Raw genomic sequence first — 17,403 nt, forward strand, 5'->3', positions numbered from 1 at the left:
TATCCGGGCGTGAAATTTCCGAACTTTCGAAGGGTAAATATAATGAAAAAAATTCTCTGCTTATTCCTTGCAGCGGGTAGTTTATGGGTCAATGTCAGCTTTGCCGATACCCCGGCCGAAGTCCGGGTGGCTTATAGCGGCGGCTCTCAGGTATTAATGTTGGCGAAGGCCGACGGCTCTCTGGATAAAGCGTTAAACAGTAAAGTGAAGTGGGTGCAGTTTGCCTCTGGCGCCGATGCGTTAAATTATTTCGCCAGCAATGCGATCGATATTGCTAATTTTGGATCCAGCCCGGCAGCGGCGGGGATTGTCAGAAAACTGCCGGTGGAGATTATTGGCGTCTCCGGCGTCATTGCCAGCTATGAGCGGCTGATTGGCAAACAGGGCATCAGCAGCCTTAAAGATATCGAAGGCAAGCGCGTGGCCTATCCACCGAACTCGACGGCGCAGTACGCCCTGGAAGCCGCTATCGAGGTCAACAAACTGGATCGCAGTAAGATCACCCTGCTGCCGCTGCGTCCGGCCGATATGGTCGCGGCCTGGAAGCGCGGCGATATCGATGCCGGCTACGTCTGGGCGCCGTTTGCCCAGGAGCTGGAGTCCTCCGGCGGACACCAGGTCTTCGCCACCAAAGATCTGCAAAAAGATGGCTACCTGATTTACAACAACTACGTGGTGCGTAAAGCCTTTGCCGAGCAATATCCCCAGGTGGTGACCGCCTTCCTGCGCGTTCACCAGCAAAAGGTTGACGAATTTAAGCAAGACCCGGAGCGCGCAGCGGCTATCGTGGCGAAAGAAGTTGGTGCCCCGGTGACCACCGCGGCGAATACGCTTGGCGGCCTGGAATACCCCACGCTGAGCCAACAAGGGACGGCGGCATGGCTGGGTAACGGGACGCAAACCTCCGATAGCGGGATCGGCAAAGCGCTGAGTAAAACCTCCGGCTTCCTCGCGGGGATTGGTGAAATCCGCAAACGCGATATTCCGGCGAACTGGGATGCTGCGATTGATTCACGCTATATCCGCGAAGCGGCGGTAGCCGCGCAATGAGATTGAGCCAACATATCGCTATCAGCATCGTCTCGGTGGCGGTTTTTTTTATCGTCTGGCAGGTGGCGGCGACGCGGCAGTGGGTCGACCCGCTGCTGCTGCCTTCCCTGACGGATATCGGCCTCACCACCGAAGAGCTGCTGGCGGATGGCTATCGTCAGGTGCCGCTGTGGGAGCATATCGCGGTGAGCCTCGCGCGCGCCCTCAGCGCCTTTGCGGTCGCAATTATCATCGGCATTCCGCTGGGGCTGCTGATGGGGCTGTCGGATGGCCTCGCCGCCGTGTTAAACCCGTTTGTGCAGTTCCTGCGTCCATTGCCTAAAATCGCCCTGATCCCGCTGGCCGTGGTCTGGCTGGGGATCGGCGAAGCCTCTAAATTCTTCCTGATATTTATCGCCACCTTTTTAAGCGTGGTGGTCGGAGCCTCTGCCGCCGTCGAGCGGATTGGCCGCTCGCGCATTCGCGTGGCGCAAACCCTCGGCGCTTCGCGTAAGCAAATTTTCCTGCGGGTGGTATTGCCGGATGCGCTCCCCGATCTCTTCACCACCGTCAGGCTGTCAATTGGTATCGGCTGGACCTCGCTGATTGCGGCGGAGATGGTGGCGGCCAGTTCGGGCCTGGGCTGGATGGTGATTAACGCCAGCTCCTATCTGCGTACCGACATCGTCATGCTTGGCATTCTGCTGCTGGGCGGCATTGGCTATCTGCTGGATTTATTGTTGCTGGGGCTACAGCGCCTGTTTGTGCCCTGGGCGGGGAAAGAATAATGAGCGCCATCACGCTGGAAAATGTCTCGCTCTCTTTTGCGGCCAGGCCGCAGCCGTTCACGGTGCTTGAGGATATCAGCCTGTCGCTGAATAAAGGGGAGTTTGTCGTTCTGCTCGGCCCTTCGGGCTGCGGGAAATCTACCATTCTCAACCTGGTGGCCGGGTTTACCCAACCGGACCGGGGGCGTGTGGCGGCGGGCGGCAAACCGGTACGCGCGCCGGGGCCGGATCGCGGCATGATTTTCCAGCAGCCGAATCTGTTCCCGTGGCTGTCGGTGCTGGATAACGTCACCTTTGGCCCGCGGCTGGGCAAATACCGCAAACAGGAGGTCAACGCGCGGGCGCTGGACTGGCTGGGGCGCGTGGGCCTGAAAGGGTTTGAGCATCATGCCCCCTGGCAGCTCTCCGGCGGCATGAAACAGCGCGTGGCGCTGGCGCGCGCCTGGCTACCCGGCCCGGAGGTGCTGCTGCTGGATGAGCCATTCGGCGCGCTGGATGCGCAAACCCGGCTGATGATGCAGGAGCTGCTGCGCGAGGCCTGGCTTTCGACCGGCACCACGCTGCTGTTCGTGACGCACGATGTCGAAGAGGCGCTGTTTCTCGCCGACCGCATTCTGATTATGTCAGCGAAACCGGGAAAAATTGTCGAAGAGATTATCCTGCCCTTCGACCGCGAACGGGATATCGGAACCCTGGCGGAACACCCGCGCTACAGCGAGATTAAGCATCACGTTTTGCACCGGGTGCGCCAGGAGGCAAAACGGCATTTAGGTTAAACGCGACGCCCGGCGGCGGGCAGTTTAATCGGACAAGAGTCGATTTGAACGCTATGTCGGTTATAATAGGCGCAAGTGAAGTGGTTCACGGCCCAATTAACCCGGCGCATACCGCCCCAGATGAGTACCTTTAATGAGTGAAATGATTTACGGCATCCACGCGGTGCAGGCCCTGCTCGAGCGCGCTCCAGAGCGTTTTCAGGAAGTTTATATTCTGAAAGGCCGCGAGGATAAACGCCTGCTGCCGCTGATCCATGCGCTGGAAGCGCAGGGCGTGGTGATTCAGGTGGCTAACCGTCAGTTTCTTGACGAGAAAAGCGAAGGTGCCGTGCATCAGGGGATTATTGCCCGGGTGAAGCCGGGACGTCAGTATCAGGAGAACGATCTCCCGGACCTGCTTGCCTCGCTTGAGCAGCCGTTCCTGCTGATCCTCGATGGCGTCACCGATCCGCACAACCTCGGCGCCTGCCTGCGTAGCGCCGATGCCGCCGGAGTACACGCGGTGATTGTACCGCGCGACCGTTCCGCCCAGCTGAACGCGACCGCGAAAAAAGTGGCCTGCGGCGCGGCGGAAAATGTCCCGCTGATCCGCGTCACCAACCTCGCGCGCACCATGCGCCTGCTGCAGGAAGAGAATGTCTGGATCGTCGGCACCGCGGGTGAAGCGGACCATACCCTGTTCCAGAGCAAAATGACCGGCCCGATGGCGCTGGTCATGGGGGCGGAAGGGGAAGGGATGCGTCGTCTGACCCGTGAACATTGCGATGAGTTAATCAGTATCCCGATGGCGGGCAGCGTCTCTTCATTGAACGTTTCTGTCGCGACCGGGATTTGCCTGTTTGAAGCGGTGCGCCAGCGTAGCTGATATGTTTGCCGGGTGGCGACTGCGCCTTACCCGGCCTCCAGAACCGTAGGCCCGGCAAGCTTGCGCCGCCGGGCAATTTTGTCACTCATCCAGCGACCGCAAATGGTCGTTTTTCTTCAGCGTCATCAGCGCGAAAATACTCACCACCGCCGTTGCCATCACGTAATAAGCCGGAATATCGAGGTTCCCCGTCTGCTTAATCAGACCGGTGATAATCAGCCCTGCGCATCCCGAGAAAATCGCGTTCGACAGTGAATACGCCAGCCCAAGCCCGGTGTAACGTACTTTGGTCGGGAACATCTCTGACAGCATCGCGGGTCCTGGGCCCGCCAGCATGCCGACTAATCCCCCGGCCACCAACACGACCAGCGCTTTTACCAGCAGCGTGCTGGATTCCGCCTGCAGAATTTTCAGCAGCGGGAGCGCCAGAATGAGCAGCAGCACGGCGGCAACCACCATCACGTTGCGGCGTCCCCATTTATCGCTAAGTATCCCGGCGGGCAGAATCGTCATGGCGAAACCAATATTGGAGATCACCGCAATCAGCAATGCCTGATTAAAACCGGTATGCAGCGAGGATTGCAGATAGGCGGGCATAATCACCAGATAGGTGTACCCCGCAGCGGACCAGACCATCAGGCGGCCAATGCCGGTCAGAATGGCCTTCAGCGTCTGGCCGACGTTCGCCGTGGGCTGCGGATACTGTTGTTGCTGCTTCTGCTGACGGAGAAAGCCCGGCGTCTCTTCCATCTTCACCCGTAGCCAGAGCGCCACGCCACCCATCGGTATGGCGAGGAAGAAGGGCAGGCGCCAGCCCCAGGCGTACAGCTCCTCCGGGCTCAGAACGACTGAAATCAACGCCACGATGCCCGCCCCCGCCAGCAGCCCTAATGCCACGGTAAAGGATTGCCAGGCGCCATACAGCCCGCGTTTGCCGCGTGGGGCGAACTCGGTCATCAGCGATACCGCGCCGCCATACTCACCGCCGGCAAACAGGCCCTGAAGAATGCGCAGTCCCGTCAGAATCAGCGGTGCGGCAATCCCGATACTGGCATAAACCGGCACCAGGCCAATGGCTGTCGTCGCCAGGGTCATCATTACCAGCACGATAATCAGCGTGGGCTTACGGCCAATACGATCGCCGATCCGACCAAAAATAATGGCGCCTAACGGGCGGAAGAAGAAAGCGATCGCGAACGACGCGTAGGTCAGAATCAGGCCGGTCAGCGGCGCTTCCCCTGCAAGCTGAAAGAAGTTGCGGGCGATAACCGTCGCCAGGAAGCCATATACCGCGAACTCGTACCATTCAATAAAGTTGCCGATAGAGCCGGCGATCAGCGCGCGTTTATGCGCGCCCATTGTGGTTGTTACGGTCTGCATAAATCATCCTGATATGAGCAAAAAAGTTACAAATGAATAAACTATTCCATACATTTCCTATTATGAAATTTAAAATTCTTGTGGCTGTGATGGGCTTCACGAAGGGGCAGATGGTTTATTTGTGACCGGACTCGCGGGCGATGTCCGGTGAGGGTAGCCATACTGAATAGTAATGCCAATGACGCAAGGAGACAGTATGGCCTGGCAAACGCATACCGTGTTCAATCAGCCTGCGCCGCTGATGAACAGCAATTTATTTCTGTCGGATAGTGCGCTGCGTGAAGCCGTAACGCGCGAAGGGGCCGGATGGGACAGTGATTTACTGGCCAGTATCGGCCAACAGCTGGGGGCGGCGGAGTCGCTGGAGCTGGGGAGACTGGCGAACAGTAATCCGCCGGAGCTGCTGCGCTACGATGCGACCGGTAGCCGGCTTGATGATGTCCGGTTTCACCCTGCCTGGCACTTGTTGATGCAGGGGCTGTGTGCCAACCGGGTACATAACCTTGCCTGGCAGGAGGAAGCCCGCGCAGGCGCCTTTGTCGCGCGCGCCGCCCGCTTTATGCTGCATGCGCAGGTGGAAGCGGGGACGCTGTGTCCGGTCACCATGACCTTTGCGGCTACGCCACTGTTACAGCAGGCGCTACCCACACCTTTTAGCGACTGGCTGCCCCCCTTGCTGAGCGACCGCTACGATCCGCATCTGGCGCCGGGCGCTCAGAAACGTGGGGTGCTAATTGGCATGGGGATGACGGAAAAGCAGGGGGGATCTGATGTCCTGATCAATACCACCCGGGCGGAAAAAACTGCCGAAGGCTTTTATCATCTGGTCGGTCACAAATGGTTTTTCTCGGTTCCGCAAAGCGATGCGCACCTGGTTCTCGCTCAGGCGCCGGAAGGTCTCTCCTGCTTTTTCGTGCCCCGTCTGCTTCCCGACGGTCAGCGCAATGCGCTGCATCTGGAGCGGCTGAAAGATAAGCTCGGCAACCGCTCGAATGCCAGCAGCGAAGTCGAATTCGTTGAAGCCTGCGGCTGGCTGGTGGGTGAAGAGGGCGATGGCGTTCGGCAAATCCTCAAAATGGGCGGGCTCACCCGTTTCGACTGCGCGCTCGGCAGCCACGCCTTAATGCGTCGGGCCTATTCGGTGGCGCTCTATCACGCGCTGCAGCGCCAGGCATTCGGTAAGAATCTGGTCGATCAGCCGATGATGCGTCAGGTGCTGGGCCAGATGGCGCTGCGCCTTGAAGGGCAGACCGCCTTTCTATTCCGTCTGGCGCGGGCGTGGGATAGCCGTGATGACGCCAGAGAGGTCCTCTGGGCACGCTTATTTACGCCGGCGGCGAAGTTTGCCATCTGCAAATCCGGGATTCCGTTCGTCGCAGAGGCGATGGAGGTGCTGGGCGGGATTGGCTACTGTGAAGAGAGCGAGCTGCCGCGCCTGTATCGTGAGATGCCGGTCAATAGTATCTGGGAAGGCTCAGGCAATATCATGTGTCTGGACGTGATGCGGGTACTCGGTAAACATCCGGCGGCGCTGGAGCTGCTGGCGGCGGAGTGCGCAGAGGTGAAGGGGCAGAATCGCCATTTCGACCGTACGTGGCGGCAGTTGCACCAGCTGCTACGGCGGCCTGCGGAAGAGCAGGGTAGAGAGATAGCCCGCCGGGTTTATATGCTCGGCGTCGGTGCGCAGATGCTACGCTACGCCTCGCCGCCGCTGGCGGAGGCCTGGTGTCGCATGATGCTCGACACGCGCGGCGGTATGCGGCTGGATGAGCCGACGCTGGAGGATTTACTGCTACGTGCGATGGGGCGTGGACGTCAGGCGCCTCAGGCGTAAAGAATGGCCTGGACTCGCCAGTTATCCGGCTGCTGCTCCTCGTACATCTGTACGATGCGATACCACGATGCGCCTTGTTCATCGGCCTTTACGGCGATGGCATGCTCGACGTCCTGCTGGCTGCCGGCAATATTATTGACCGAGATCAGGCCAATTTCATTGAGGCCGGTGACGCAGTCCGCGCTGGCGAATTCCGCTGACTGTGCGCAGGTGTTTGCTGTCGCTGTGGTCAGCAGCAGAGCGGGTAGGGTAAAAGATCGTTTCATCGTCGTCAGCTCCATTTCACGTAGTCCCGAGGGCAGTCCGTTGCTAACGTCCTGCCAGGTTGGCTGGCCGAACGTTATTATGCACAGGAGAACGTGAATGGACGCAAAGCAGTGTAAAGCTGGCTAAAAGACGGTGTACCGCTATTTACGGTACAGAATCGCTTGCGAATACCACTGGCCGGGAACCATGGTGTCATCAATCATGATGATGACGTAGTAATCCGCTTTAGCCGTTTCTGCCTTCGCTTTCAACGCCGCTTCGACATCCATCGGCGAACCGTACATCAACACGCTCACCGTCCCCATTTTTTGTAGCCCTGTCGTCTGGTTACGGTGAATCTCTTGCGGATGGTCGGTTGCGGGTGGTGGCGCTTCTGGCGTCCCTTGCAGGGCACTACAACCGCTCAGTGCGATAGCCAGAAACCACGGTGTTAACCTGCGCATAACCATATCTCGTTTCCTGATAGTCATAGTGTAGTGGTAGCCTGAATGTCATTTCCGGGGAATGTTCCCGAAGTGTTATCTCTGACGCGATTTTCGAATGAAAATATCGTGAAAGCGTAACCGAGTTCTCAACATTATGAATCATGGCGAACCTGGTTTCTTGCTGAATATGTCAGCCTATGACATACCCTCATTTTAGTGAAAGGAGATGGTCAATGATTGCTCTCGAAATACGTCGTCTGGCGGGGGGCGAAGTGCTACATGCCTGCCCGCAGTATGCACTGGATAAGCCATTGCCCTGCATCATCTTTTATCACGGCTTTACCTCCTCAAAGCTGGTGTACAGCTACTTCGCCGTAGCGCTGGCGGAAGCCGGTTTTCGGGTCATTATGCCCGATGCGCCAGAGCATGGCGCACGTTACGATGGCGATGATCGCGGACGAATGCAGCGCTTCTGGCCGATTTTACTGCAAAATTTTGCCGAGTTTCCGGCCTTGCGCGAGGCGGTTATCGGGCAGGGCTGGGTTGAAGGGGATCGTCTGGCGGTCGCCGGGGCATCAATGGGCGGCATGACGGCGCTGGGAATAATGACCCACCATCCGGAACTAAAAAGCGTGGCTTGTCTGATGGGCTCCGGCTATTTTACCCGGCTCTCGCAGAGCCTGTTCCCTTCGCCTGCCGTCAGTGCCGAACGGTTGGCTGAGTGGGATGTCACTCAGCAGCTCAGCACGCTGGCCAACAGACCGCTATTGCTCTGGCACGGCGAGGAAGATGACGTGGTGCCGCCTGAAGGTACCTTCAGGCTCCAGCAGGCGCTGCGGCAAAACGATCTGGATACTCACCTGACCTGCATCTGGCAAAAAGGGGTTCGCCACCGGATAACGCCGGAGGCGTTAGCGGCGACGGTGGCATTTTTTCAGCGCAGCCTTTAAACGCGAATGACCTGAACACCCTGATCCTCAAGCTGCTTGAGGATCGCTTCATCCGCCTGTTTTCCGGTAATCACCAGGTCGATTTGCCCGGCCTGGCTGAACAGCATTCCGGCGCGTTCGCCAACTTTGCTGCTATCTACCAGCACCGCGAGTTTGCCAACGACGTTAAGCATTTTTTGCTCGGCCATCGCGGTAAGCATATCGGTTTTATATAGCCCTTCGGCGGTCAGCCCTTTGCCGCTGGTGAACATCCAGTGCCCGGCATACAGGCTATTTTCACTGCCCTGCGGGCTCAAGGTGATGGAGTGGCTACGGTTATACTGTCCACCCATAATGATGACGCTGTCGTGTTCCTGGTCGATCAGGTAATTGGCCAGCGGCAGATAGTTAGTAATGATCTGTACTGGCTTACCGCACAGCTCTTGCCCCAGCAGGAATGCGGTAGAGCCGCAGTTGATGACGATGCTTTCGCCCGGGTTAACCAGTTGCGAAGCCGCCCGCGCAATGCGTACTTTCTCGTCGTGGTTTTGGGCCTGGTGAATGTTCATCGGCGACCAGCGCGGGCGCTGCTCGCTGATGGCTTCAGCGCCATTGCGGACTTTTTTCAGCTTACCGCTTTCGTCGAGTTTATTGATATCGCGTCGTGCCGTTGCCGGAGAAATTCCCAGCCGGGAAATCACCTGCTCCACGGTGACAAATCCCGTTTGTGCCAGCAAATCCAGTAAAATTTGATGTCTTTGCGCTTCCGTCATGAGCAAATCCGATTAAAAGTGATAAGCAAAGATGATATTTGAAATCAGGTGAAAATACTAATGCTGACGGGATAATTTCCGGCGAGGGGGCAAGGACTTCCGCTCGCCGGATGAATCTTACAGGAATGACTTGAAAGGCAGGTCCGGTTCCATGGTAAAGCAGTCGTCGAATCCGCGCGGATAGTGGTATTCGAAGTTGTCTTTATCCAGTGGCCAGGTGAATTTCCCACCCACCTGCCAGATGAAAGGTTTAAAGCCATACTTCAGGCGGTCTTTCTTCATCTCCCACAGAACGCGTATTTCCTGCGGATCAGCCTGGAAATTTGACCAGATATCGTGGTGGAACGGGATGACTACTTTGGTGTTCAGAGACTCGGCCATGCGCAGGATATCGGCGCTGGTCATTTTGTCGGTGATACCACGCGGGTTCTCGCCATAGGACCCCAGCGCCACGTCGATCTGGTGTTCGTTACCGTGTTTCGCATAGTAGTTGGAGTAGTGAGAATCGCCGCTATGATACAGATTGCCGCCCGGCGTTTTGAACAAGTAGTTTACCGCGCGCTCATCCATTCCGTCCGGCAGCACGCCAGCCGCTTTTTGAGCCGCAGGTAAGGTTATCAGGGCGGTACGGTCAAAAGCGTCGAGCGCGTGGATTTCAACATCTTTTATTTTTACGACATCGCCCGGTTTCATCACGATGCAGCGCTCTTTCGGGACGCCCCAGCCAATCCACAGATCGACGCAGGTTTGCGGGCCGATAAACGGCACGTCATCCGCACAGTTTTGCATGACGGCGGCAGCAACGTTTACATCAATGTGATCGTTATGATCGTGTGTGGACAGCACCGCATCAATCTGGCGAATAGCGAAGGGATCCAGTACAAACGGAGTGGTACGCAGGTTTGGCTGGAGCTTCTTAACGCCTGCCATACGCTGCATCTGATGGCCTGCTTTCATCAGTGGGTTCCCGTGGCTTTGTTTGCCGGTACCGCACCAGAAATCGACGCAGATATTGGCTCCGCCTTCGGATTTCAGCCAGATGCCCGTACAACCCAACCACCACATAGCAAAAGTGCCAGGCGCAACCTGCTCTTGTTCAATTTCTTCATTCAGCCAGCTGCCCCACTCTGGAAAAGTATTCAGGATCCATGACTCGCGGGTGATGGTTTGTACTTTACTCATTGATTTTTACCTCACGTTTTGTCAAAAGAAATCATTTTTTGATTCGTTTTGATAAATACTGGCACCATTTTTTCAGGATTGCAATCCTGCATTTCGCCATCTACGAGATGTTTTTGGTAGGTGAATGGGAGGTAAATGCTTGTTTTATGATGCCTTCATGTCATCATTTAATTGATTTATATTGATTATTTTGTGATTTTAGAAAATGAGAATTAATACGGTAACGGTTTGAATGATTATTTGCGGCGTGTGTCACACTTAATCAAATATAATCTTGTTGTGATTACTTTTGATTATTAGAGTGATTGCAACAACAAACCCTGGGCGTAGCGTGCGTTCAGAGATTCCACCTTCTGGAGTGTGTTATGGAGATTCTCTACAACATCTTTACCGTTTTCTTTAATCAGGTGATGACCAACGCCCCTCTGCTGCTGGGGATCGTGACGTGCCTGGGCTATATCCTGCTGCGTAAAAGCGCCAGCGTGATTGTAAAAGGTACGATTAAAACGATTATCGGTTTTATGTTGTTGCAGGCAGGGTCCGGCATTCTGACCAGTACCTTTAAACCCGTCGTCGCGAAAATGTCTGAGGTTTACGGCATCAACGGTGCTATCTCCGATACCTATGCCTCTATGATGGCGACCATTGAGCGGATGGGGGAGGCCTACAGCTGGGTGGGCTATGCCGTGCTGTTAGCTCTGGCGCTGAATATTTGTTACGTATTGCTGCGGCGCATTACCGGTATTCGCACCATCATGCTGACCGGGCACATCATGTTCCAGCAGGCGGGGCTGATTGCCGTCTCTTTCTATATCTTCGGGTATCCGATGTGGACGACTATTATCTGCACGGCGGTACTGGTGTCTCTCTATTGGGGCATTACCTCCAACATGATGTACAAGCCGACCCAGGAAGTTACCGACGGCTGCGGATTCTCCATCGGACATCAGCAGCAGTTCGCCTCATGGATTGCTTATAAGGTCGCACCTTATCTGGGGAAAAAAGAAGAGAGCGTTGAAGATCTTAAGCTGCCAGGATGGCTGAATATTTTCCACGACAACATCGTTTCCACGGCTATTGTAATGACCATTTTCTTTGGTGCGATCCTGCTCTCCTTCGGCATCGACACCGTCCAGGCGATGGCGGGAAAAACTCACTGGACGGTGTATATCCTGCAAACTGGTTTTTCGTTCGCCGTCGCTATTTTTATTATCACTCAGGGCGTGCGTATGTTCGTCGCCGAACTTTCCGAGGCGTTCAACGGGATCTCCCAACGCCTGATCCCCGGTGCCGTGCTGGCGATTGACTGTGCGGCGATTTATAGCTTTGCGCCGAACGCCGTTGTCTGGGGCTTTATGTGGGGCACCATTGGCCAGCTTATCGCTGTCGCTATCCTGGTGGGCTTCGGCTCTTCCATCCTGATTATTCCGGGCTTTATTCCGATGTTCTTCTCGAACGCGACTATCGGCGTCTTTGCGAACCACTTTGGCGGCTGGCGCGCGGCGCTCAAGATTTGTCTGGTGATGGGGATGATTGAAATTTTCGGCTGCGTCTGGGCGGTGAAGCTCACCGGTATGAGCGCCTGGATGGGCATGGCGGACTGGTCAATTCTGGCGCCGCCGATGATGCAGGGCTTTGCCTCTATCGGTATCGCGTTTATGGCCGTCATCATCATTATTGCACTGGCCTATATGTTCTTCGCAGGACGCACGCTGCGTGCTGAAGAGGACGCGGAAAAACAACTGGCAGATGCTTCTGCTCAATAAGGAGTTTTGACTATGACCGTACGTATTCTGGCTGTATGTGGCAACGGGCAAGGAAGTTCCATGATCATGAAGATGAAAGTGGACCAGTTTTTGACTCAATCAAATATTGATCACTCAGTGAACAGTTGCGCGGTGGGTGAATACAAAAGTGAATTAAGCGGCGCGGATATCATCATCGCCTCTACTCATATTGCCGGGGAGATTACTGTCTCCGGCAACAAATACGTGGTCGGCGTGCGCAACATGCTATCGCCTGCGGATTTTGGCCCAAAACTGCTGGAAGTGATCAAAGAACATTTCCCACAGGATGTGAAGTGAGGACGCCAAATGAAATTACGTGATTCGCTTGTCGAGAATAACTCCATTCTTTTGCAGGCAGATGCCAGTACCTGGCAGGAAGCCGTAAAGCTAAGCGTTGATTTATTGGTGAAGGCTGACGTGGTTGAGCCGCGCTACTACCAGGCCATTCTGGATGGCGTTGCTCAGCATGGGCCCTACTTTGTGATTGCGCCCGGTCTGGCGATGCCGCACGGACGCCCGGAAGAGGGGGTTAAGAAAACGGGCTTTGCGCTGGTGACGCTGAGGAAGCCGCTGGCTTTCAACCATGAGGATAACGACCCGGTCGACATCCTGATCACCATGGCGGCCGTTGATGCCAACACCCATCAGGAGGTGGGCATCATGCAGATCGTCAATCTGTTTGACGATGAAGCGAATTTCGACCGTTTACGTGCCTGCCGCACCGTGCAGGAAGTACTGAATTTAATTGATAACGCCACGACGGCGGCCTTCTAAAAGGAGCATCAAATGTCATTACCTATGTTGCAGGTTGCGCTGGATAATCAATCAATGTCTTCCGCGTATGAAACGACACGCCTGATTGCCGATGAAGTGGATATTATTGAAGTTGGCACCATTCTTTGTATTGCCGAGGGCGTACGCGCCGTGCGCGACCTGAAAGCACTCTATCCCCACAAAATCGTGCTGGCGGACGCCAAAATTGCCGATGCCGGCAAAATTCTCTCTCGGATGTGCTTTGAAGCGCATGCCGACTGGGTGACTGTTATCTGCTGTGCAGATATCAACACCACCAAAGGTGCGCTGGATGTGGCGAAAGAATTTAACGGTGATGTACAGATCGAACTAACCGGCTACTGGACCTGGGAGCAGGCGCAGGAATGGCGCGATGCGGGCATTCAACAAGTGGTTTATCACCGTAGCCGCGATGCGCAGGCCGCTGGCGTAGCGTGGGGGGAGGCGGATATCAGCGCCATCAAGCGCTTGTCCGACATGGGCTTTAAAGTCACCGTTACCGGCGGCCTGGCGCTGGAAGATCTGCCGCTGTTCCAGGGTATTCCGATTCACGTCTTTATTGCCGGTCGCAGCATTCGCGACGCTGCTTCCCCGGTAGAAGCTGCACGGCAGTTTAAACGTTCTATTGCCCAGCTATGGGGCTAAGGAGCGGTTATGTTGTCGAAAAAAATTCCGCTCGGCATCTATGAAAAGGCGCTCCCTGCCGGGGGACGCTGGCTGGATCGTTTGCGACTGGCGAAAAAACTCGGTTTTGACTTTGTCGAAATGTCGGTGGATGAAACTGACGCTCGGCTGGAACGGCTTGACTGGAGCCGGGAGCAGCGCCTGGAGCTAGTCAATGCGATTGCTGAAACCGGGGTACGGGTGCCCTCTATGTGCCTCAGCGCCCACCGGCGCTTCCCGCTTGGTAGCGAAGATGACGCGGTACGGGCGCAGGGGCTGGAGATTATGCGCAAAGCCATTCAGCTGGCGCAGGATGTAGGCATTCGGGTTATTCAGCTTGCGGGTTATGACGTTTACTACCAGGAAGCCAACAACGAGACGCGCCGTCGTTTCCGGGATGGCCTGAAAGAGAGCGTCGAAATGGCGAGCCGCGCGCAGGTGACGCTGGCGATGGAGATTATGGATTACCCGCTGATGAACTCGATCAGTAAGGCGCTGGGCTACGCACACTACCTGAATAATCCGTGGTTCCAGCTCTATCCGGATATCGGCAACCTGTCAGCATGGGATAACGATGTGCAGATGGAGCTACAGGCCGGGATGGGTCATATCGTGGCGGTACATGTGAAGGATACTAAACCCGGCATCTTTAAAAACGTCCCGTTTGGTGAAGGGGTCGTTGATTTCGAGCGTTGCTTTGAAACGCTCAAACAAACCGGCTACTGCGGACCCTACCTGATTGAAATGTGGAGCGAAACGACCGACGATCCGGCAGCGGAGGTGGCGAAAGCCCGCGATTGGGTGATGGCGCGGATGGCCAGTGCCGGGCTGGTGGAGGCGGCATAATGCAAAAAATTAAGCAGCAGGTTTTTGAAGCCAACATGGATTTACCGCGCTACGGCCTGGTGACCTTTACCTGGGGTAACGTTAGCGCGATCGATCGCGAACGCGGGCTGGTGGTAATTAAGCCTGGCGGTGTGGCCTATGAGACGATGAAAGTGAACGATATGGTGGTTGTGGATCTGCAGGGTAACGTGGTGGAAGGACGGTATCGTCCTTCTTCCGATACCGCCACCCATCTTGCGCTCTATCGCCGCTATCCGAGCCTTGGCGGCGTGGTGCATACCCACTCGACACACGCGACGGCCTGGGCGCAGGCCGGGCTGGCCATTCCCGCGCTGGGAACGACCCACGCAGACTACTTCTTTGGCGATATCCCCTGCACCAGGGCGTTGAGCCCGCGGGAAGTCGAAGAGGCTTATGAACTGAACACCGGGCTCGTGATCATCGAAACGCTGGGCGAGATAGACCCGCTCCTTACGCCGGGGATTGTGGTGTATCAACACGGACCTTTTACCTGGGGTAAAGATGCGCACGATGCGGTGCATAACGCGGTGGTGATGGAAGAAGTGGCGCGGATGGCGTGGATTGCTCGCGGAATCAATCCGCTGCTCAAGCCGATCGATAGCTGGCTGATGGACAAACACTTTATGCGAAAGCACGGACCAAATGCCTATTACGGGCAAAAGTAAGTCATGTGCTCCGGAGCCATTCATCTTGATGATGAATTAACCGGTCTGCTCCGGAGCCATTTTCGTATTGTTGGCAAACGCATGCCAGCAAGCGTCCGTTCACAAACTATCGCTTCGGCGAAAACGTCGAGGCGATGGCATTAAGACTTCACCCCGTGACGGGGCGAAGTCAAAGAGTCGGCTATTAGCGATAAATGGCTGCGCTGGCATGAATCACGCCGTTGCTTTCCGGTTCGTGAATCAGGATCGGCTGAAAATATTTTGCGCCTTGCGCATCGCTCAGCTGATTAAGTGCCCGATCGGCCTCTTGCTCAGTCGCCATATTATGGTTGATATAGATAACGCCCAGGCTCTGCACATCGTCCATGTTGCGTGCCTGGCGCCCATCGATTTTGATGGCTGCGAGCGCGTTGGCGCTCAGTAAAAGCGCAGCCAAAGCGGCAATGATGATGTATTTCATACTCTACGCTCCTGACGTTCTGTCGGCCATGCTGGCGTTAAATCCGGGATCCTCCTGGGTTACCGATAGCTCTGATATAAGTGTAATCTCTGGCTACCGTGGGTATCGCGACCATTTCTGATGAAGTTGTTCAAAAAAGTGTCGCTGGTGCCGTTGATTAATTTTAAATCACTGACTTAGCGCGGCTTTACCGTTAGTGCGAATTATTTGCGCAATTTGCTTGTCTTAAAGGGGCGGCGAAAGTAGAATGACGCGTCAATTTTTCGGCCGCCCTTTAACACGTTCCTTGCCTCCATGGGCCGCGGCTGACCCAGACAGGAGGCTGAATAATCCGTAAGGAGCAATTCGATGCGTCATTACGAAATCGTTTTTATGGTCCATCCTGACCAGAGCGAACAGGTTCCGGGTATGATCGAACGTTACACTGGTGCAATCACTGCAGCAGAAGGTACGATCCACCGTCTGGAAGACTGGGGCCGCCGTCAGCTGGCTTACCCGATCAACAAACTGCACAAAGCTCACTACGTTCTGCTGAACGTTGAAGCTCCGCAGGAAGCGATCGATGAGCTGGAAACTAACTTCCGCTTCAACGACGCCGTTATCCGCAGCATGGTAATGCGTACTAAGCACGCTGTTACCGAAGCATCTCCGATGGTTAAAGCGAAAGACGAGCGCCGTGAGCGTCGCGAAGATTTCGCAAACGAAACCGCAGATGATTCTGAAGCTGGGGATTCTGAAGAGTAATCCTGATGACCAATCGTCTGGAGCTGTCCGGCATTGTTTGCAGGACGCCACTTCGTAAGGTCAGCCCGTCAGGAATTCCACACTGCCAGTTCGTGCTTGAGCATCGTTCAGTGCAGGAGGAAGCCGGTTTTCACCGGCAGGCATGGTGTCAAATGCCCGTGATTATTAGCGGACACGAGAACCAGGCCATTACTCACAGTATAACGGTCGGTAGCGCAGTGACCGTTCAGGGGTTCATCTCTTGCCACAAGGCAAAGAACGGCCTGAGCAAAATGGTTCTGCATGCCGAGCAGATTGAATTGATAGATTCTGGAGACTAGCCAAATGGCACGTTATTTCCGTCGTCGCAAGTTCTGCCGTTTCACCGCGGAAGGCGTTCAAGAGATCGACTATAAAGATATCGCAACGCTGAAAAACTACATCACCGAAAGCGGTAAGATTGTCCCAAGCCGTATCACCGGTACCCGTGCAAAATATCAGCGTCAGCTGGCTCGCGCTATCAAACGCGCACGCTACCTGTCCCTGCTGCCGTACACTGATCGTCATCAGTAATCGGTCACGGTCCATTAATACGACTTTGAGAGGATAAGGTAATGCAAGTTATTCTGCTTGATAAAGTAGCAAACCTCGGTAGCCTGGGTGATCAGGTTAACGTTAAAGCGGGCTATGCTCGTAACTTCCTGGTACCACAGGGCAAAGCTGTTCCTGCTACCAAGAAAAACGTTGAGTTCTTCGAAGCGCGCCGCGCTGAACTGGAAGCCAAACTGGCTGACGTTCTGGCCGCTGCTAACGCACGTGCTGAAGCAATCAACGCACTGGGCACCGTTACCATCGCGTCTAAATCTGGCGACGAAGGTAAACTGTTCGGTTCCATCGGTACCCGCGACATCGCTGACGCTGTAACTGCAGCTGGCGTTGCTGTTGCTAAGAGCGAAGTTCGTCTGCCGAACGGCGTTCTGCGCACCACCGGTGAGCACGAAGTGGACTTCCAGGTTCACAGCGAAGTCTTCGCGAAACTGGTTGTTAACGTTGTAGCTGAGTAATTTTTTACTCAGTTCGCGTCGAGACGCCGGCCTTGTGCCGGCGTTTTGCTTTTCTGCATTCCCCTTCTGTGGTTCTCTCCTGACACAATTGCAATATCAGGCCGTCAATGACCAATCCTTTGAGTGGGAAGCGT

The 17,403-nt window shown here is 55.4% G+C and carries 22 protein-coding genes; 16 read left to right on the top strand and 6 right to left on the bottom strand.

Annotated elements, in window-relative coordinates:
- Positions 1-42: 42 nt before the first annotated feature.
- The 4 genes from ROR01S_RS10720 to rlmB all read left to right on the top strand — a co-directional run bounded on the left by ROR01S_RS10720 (position 43) and on the right by rlmB (position 3,458).
- A complete protein-coding gene (locus ROR01S_RS10720) occupies positions 43-1,050 on the top strand; it encodes a taurine ABC transporter substrate-binding protein (RefSeq protein WP_077266794.1) in 1,008 nt (335 codons plus the stop codon).
- Positions 1,047-1,817 (top strand): ABC transporter permease, encoded by a 771-nt coding sequence (locus ROR01S_RS10725; RefSeq protein WP_004857068.1) that lies wholly within the window; start codon positions 1,047-1,049, stop codon positions 1,815-1,817. Before ROR01S_RS10720 ends, ROR01S_RS10725 begins: the two co-directional genes overlap by 4 nt.
- The gene (locus ROR01S_RS10730; protein WP_064359454.1) at positions 1,817-2,593 is read left to right on the top strand and encodes an ABC transporter ATP-binding protein; all 777 of its coding nucleotides are present in this window, start codon (positions 1,817-1,819) and stop codon (positions 2,591-2,593) included. Before ROR01S_RS10725 ends, ROR01S_RS10730 begins: the two co-directional genes overlap by 1 nt.
- Positions 2,594-2,726: 133 nt before the next feature.
- The gene (rlmB, locus tag ROR01S_RS10735) at positions 2,727-3,458 is read left to right on the top strand and encodes a 23S rRNA (guanosine(2251)-2'-O)-methyltransferase RlmB (RefSeq protein ID WP_004857074.1); all 732 of its coding nucleotides are present in this window, start codon (positions 2,727-2,729) and stop codon (positions 3,456-3,458) included.
- Positions 3,459-3,539: 81 nt separating this feature from the next.
- Here rlmB and ROR01S_RS10740 read toward each other — a convergent pair whose 3' ends face one another.
- The gene (locus ROR01S_RS10740; protein WP_004857076.1) at positions 3,540-4,838 is read right to left on the bottom strand and encodes an MFS transporter; all 1,299 of its coding nucleotides are present in this window, start codon (positions 4,836-4,838) and stop codon (positions 3,540-3,542) included.
- Between the two features lie 196 nt (positions 4,839-5,034).
- On the opposite strand from ROR01S_RS10740, the gene ROR01S_RS10745 reads away from it, so the two are divergent.
- Positions 5,035-6,672, top strand: coding sequence for an isovaleryl-CoA dehydrogenase (locus ROR01S_RS10745; RefSeq protein ID WP_004857079.1), 1,638 nt, complete (start codon positions 5,035-5,037; stop codon positions 6,670-6,672).
- Here ROR01S_RS10745 and yjfN read toward each other — a convergent pair.
- Together yjfN and bsmA are read right to left on the bottom strand one after the other, a co-directional pair.
- A complete protein-coding gene (gene yjfN / locus ROR01S_RS10750; RefSeq protein ID WP_004857081.1) occupies positions 6,663-6,938 on the bottom strand; it encodes a DUF1471 family protease activator YjfN in 276 nt (91 codons plus the stop codon). The genes ROR01S_RS10745 and yjfN overlap by 10 nt on opposite strands.
- Positions 6,939-7,079: 141 nt before the next feature.
- On the bottom strand, positions 7,080-7,388 hold the full coding sequence (gene bsmA, locus ROR01S_RS10755; protein WP_004857084.1) for a biofilm peroxide resistance protein BsmA: 309 nt from the start codon (positions 7,386-7,388) through the stop codon (positions 7,080-7,082).
- Between the two features lie 209 nt (positions 7,389-7,597).
- Here bsmA and yjfP point away from each other — a divergent pair, with 209 nt between their 5' ends.
- Positions 7,598-8,314, top strand: a complete 717-nt coding sequence (yjfP, locus tag ROR01S_RS10760) for an esterase (RefSeq protein WP_064359455.1) — start codon at positions 7,598-7,600, stop codon at positions 8,312-8,314.
- On the opposite strand, the gene ulaR is transcribed toward yjfP, so the two are convergent.
- Both ulaR and ulaG read right to left on the bottom strand, forming a co-directional pair.
- On the bottom strand, positions 8,311-9,066 hold the full coding sequence (gene ulaR / locus ROR01S_RS10765; protein WP_004128109.1) for an HTH-type transcriptional regulator UlaR: 756 nt from the start codon (positions 9,064-9,066) through the stop codon (positions 8,311-8,313). The two genes, yjfP and ulaR, sit on opposite strands and share 4 nt — an antisense overlap.
- Positions 9,067-9,183: 117 nt before the next feature.
- Entirely contained in the window at positions 9,184-10,248 is a 1,065-nt protein-coding gene (gene ulaG / locus ROR01S_RS10770) for an L-ascorbate 6-phosphate lactonase (RefSeq protein WP_015585323.1), read from the bottom strand.
- Positions 10,249-10,613: 365 nt separating this feature from the next.
- Here ulaG and ulaA point away from each other — a divergent pair, with 365 nt between their 5' ends.
- The 6 genes from ulaA to ROR01S_RS10800 are packed head-to-tail and all read left to right on the top strand — an operon-like array spanning position 10,614 to position 15,022.
- Entirely contained in the window at positions 10,614-12,014 is a 1,401-nt protein-coding gene (ulaA, locus tag ROR01S_RS10775; protein WP_004857096.1) for a PTS ascorbate transporter subunit IIC, read from the top strand.
- 12 nt (positions 12,015-12,026) lie between these two features.
- Complete coding sequence (gene ulaB, locus ROR01S_RS10780) at positions 12,027-12,332, top strand: PTS ascorbate transporter subunit IIB (RefSeq protein WP_004857097.1); 306 nt, start codon at positions 12,027-12,029, stop codon at positions 12,330-12,332.
- A gap of 9 nt (positions 12,333-12,341) precedes the next feature.
- Positions 12,342-12,809 (top strand): PTS ascorbate transporter subunit IIA, encoded by a 468-nt coding sequence (ulaC, locus tag ROR01S_RS10785; protein ID WP_015585321.1) that lies wholly within the window; start codon positions 12,342-12,344, stop codon positions 12,807-12,809.
- A gap of 12 nt (positions 12,810-12,821) precedes the next feature.
- Positions 12,822-13,472, top strand: a complete 651-nt coding sequence (gene ulaD, locus ROR01S_RS10790) for a 3-keto-L-gulonate-6-phosphate decarboxylase UlaD (protein ID WP_015585320.1) — start codon at positions 12,822-12,824, stop codon at positions 13,470-13,472.
- A 9-nt stretch (positions 13,473-13,481) separates the two neighbouring features.
- The gene (locus tag ROR01S_RS10795) at positions 13,482-14,336 is read left to right on the top strand and encodes an L-ribulose-5-phosphate 3-epimerase (RefSeq protein WP_015585319.1); all 855 of its coding nucleotides are present in this window, start codon (positions 13,482-13,484) and stop codon (positions 14,334-14,336) included.
- The gene (locus ROR01S_RS10800; protein ID WP_004857111.1) at positions 14,336-15,022 is read left to right on the top strand and encodes an L-ribulose-5-phosphate 4-epimerase; all 687 of its coding nucleotides are present in this window, start codon (positions 14,336-14,338) and stop codon (positions 15,020-15,022) included. The genes ROR01S_RS10795 and ROR01S_RS10800 overlap by 1 nt, the downstream gene beginning before the upstream one ends.
- A 184-nt stretch (positions 15,023-15,206) precedes the next feature.
- Here ROR01S_RS10800 and ROR01S_RS10805 read toward each other — a convergent pair whose 3' ends face one another.
- Entirely contained in the window at positions 15,207-15,482 is a 276-nt protein-coding gene (locus ROR01S_RS10805) for a YdgH/BhsA/McbA family protein (protein WP_015585318.1), read from the bottom strand.
- A gap of 348 nt (positions 15,483-15,830) precedes the next feature.
- On the opposite strand from ROR01S_RS10805, the gene rpsF reads away from it, so the two are divergent.
- Genes rpsF through rplI form a run of 4 tightly spaced genes read left to right on the top strand, consistent with a single transcriptional unit; the run spans position 15,831 to position 17,269 of the window.
- On the top strand, positions 15,831-16,226 hold the full coding sequence (rpsF, locus tag ROR01S_RS10810; protein ID WP_004098001.1) for a 30S ribosomal protein S6: 396 nt from the start codon (positions 15,831-15,833) through the stop codon (positions 16,224-16,226).
- 5 nt (positions 16,227-16,231) lie between these two features.
- Positions 16,232-16,546, top strand: coding sequence for a primosomal replication protein N (gene priB / locus ROR01S_RS10815; RefSeq protein WP_004857121.1), 315 nt, complete (start codon positions 16,232-16,234; stop codon positions 16,544-16,546).
- Positions 16,547-16,550: 4 nt separating this feature from the next.
- Entirely contained in the window at positions 16,551-16,778 is a 228-nt protein-coding gene (gene rpsR, locus ROR01S_RS10820; protein WP_000135199.1) for a 30S ribosomal protein S18, read from the top strand.
- A 41-nt stretch (positions 16,779-16,819) separates the two neighbouring features.
- Entirely contained in the window at positions 16,820-17,269 is a 450-nt protein-coding gene (gene rplI, locus ROR01S_RS10825; RefSeq protein WP_004857125.1) for a 50S ribosomal protein L9, read from the top strand.
- Positions 17,270-17,403: the final 134 nt, after the last annotated feature.

Source organism: Klebsiella ornithinolytica NBRC 105727 = ATCC 31898 (genome assembly GCF_001598295.1).
GTDB lineage: Bacteria > Pseudomonadota > Gammaproteobacteria > Enterobacterales > Enterobacteriaceae > Klebsiella > Klebsiella ornithinolytica.

Excerpts from the sequence above, each read along its gene's own strand:
- rplI (WP_004857125.1), top strand. The coding sequence starts at position 16,820 with ATGCAAGTTATTCTGCTTGATAAAGTAGCAAACCTCGGTAGCCTGGGT.
- priB (WP_004857121.1), top strand. The coding sequence starts at position 16,232 with ATGACCAATCGTCTGGAGCTGTCCGGCATTGTTTGCAGGACGCCACTT.
- rpsF (WP_004098001.1), top strand. The coding sequence starts at position 15,831 with ATGCGTCATTACGAAATCGTTTTTATGGTCCATCCTGACCAGAGCGAA.
- ROR01S_RS10745 (WP_004857079.1), top strand. The coding sequence starts at position 5,035 with ATGGCCTGGCAAACGCATACCGTGTTCAATCAGCCTGCGCCGCTGATG.
- rpsR (WP_000135199.1), top strand. The coding sequence starts at position 16,551 with ATGGCACGTTATTTCCGTCGTCGCAAGTTCTGCCGTTTCACCGCGGAA.
- ROR01S_RS10730 (WP_064359454.1), top strand. The coding sequence starts at position 1,817 with ATGAGCGCCATCACGCTGGAAAATGTCTCGCTCTCTTTTGCGGCCAGG.
- ROR01S_RS10800 (WP_004857111.1), top strand. The coding sequence starts at position 14,336 with ATGCAAAAAATTAAGCAGCAGGTTTTTGAAGCCAACATGGATTTACCG.
- ROR01S_RS10725 (WP_004857068.1), top strand. The coding sequence starts at position 1,047 with ATGAGATTGAGCCAACATATCGCTATCAGCATCGTCTCGGTGGCGGTT.
- ulaD (WP_015585320.1), top strand. The coding sequence starts at position 12,822 with ATGTCATTACCTATGTTGCAGGTTGCGCTGGATAATCAATCAATGTCT.
- bsmA (WP_004857084.1), bottom strand. The coding sequence starts at position 7,388 with ATGGTTATGCGCAGGTTAACACCGTGGTTTCTGGCTATCGCACTGAGC.
- yjfN (WP_004857081.1), bottom strand. The coding sequence starts at position 6,938 with ATGAAACGATCTTTTACCCTACCCGCTCTGCTGCTGACCACAGCGACA.
- rlmB (WP_004857074.1), top strand. The coding sequence starts at position 2,727 with ATGAGTGAAATGATTTACGGCATCCACGCGGTGCAGGCCCTGCTCGAG.
- ulaA (WP_004857096.1), top strand. The coding sequence starts at position 10,614 with ATGGAGATTCTCTACAACATCTTTACCGTTTTCTTTAATCAGGTGATG.
- yjfP (WP_064359455.1), top strand. The coding sequence starts at position 7,598 with ATGATTGCTCTCGAAATACGTCGTCTGGCGGGGGGCGAAGTGCTACAT.
- ROR01S_RS10795 (WP_015585319.1), top strand. The coding sequence starts at position 13,482 with ATGTTGTCGAAAAAAATTCCGCTCGGCATCTATGAAAAGGCGCTCCCT.
- ulaC (WP_015585321.1), top strand. The coding sequence starts at position 12,342 with ATGAAATTACGTGATTCGCTTGTCGAGAATAACTCCATTCTTTTGCAG.
- ROR01S_RS10720 (WP_077266794.1), top strand. The coding sequence starts at position 43 with ATGAAAAAAATTCTCTGCTTATTCCTTGCAGCGGGTAGTTTATGGGTC.
- ROR01S_RS10805 (WP_015585318.1), bottom strand. The coding sequence starts at position 15,482 with ATGAAATACATCATCATTGCCGCTTTGGCTGCGCTTTTACTGAGCGCC.
- ulaG (WP_015585323.1), bottom strand. The coding sequence starts at position 10,248 with ATGAGTAAAGTACAAACCATCACCCGCGAGTCATGGATCCTGAATACT.
- ulaR (WP_004128109.1), bottom strand. The coding sequence starts at position 9,066 with ATGACGGAAGCGCAAAGACATCAAATTTTACTGGATTTGCTGGCACAA.
- ROR01S_RS10740 (WP_004857076.1), bottom strand. The coding sequence starts at position 4,838 with ATGCAGACCGTAACAACCACAATGGGCGCGCATAAACGCGCGCTGATC.
- ulaB (WP_004857097.1), top strand. The coding sequence starts at position 12,027 with ATGACCGTACGTATTCTGGCTGTATGTGGCAACGGGCAAGGAAGTTCC.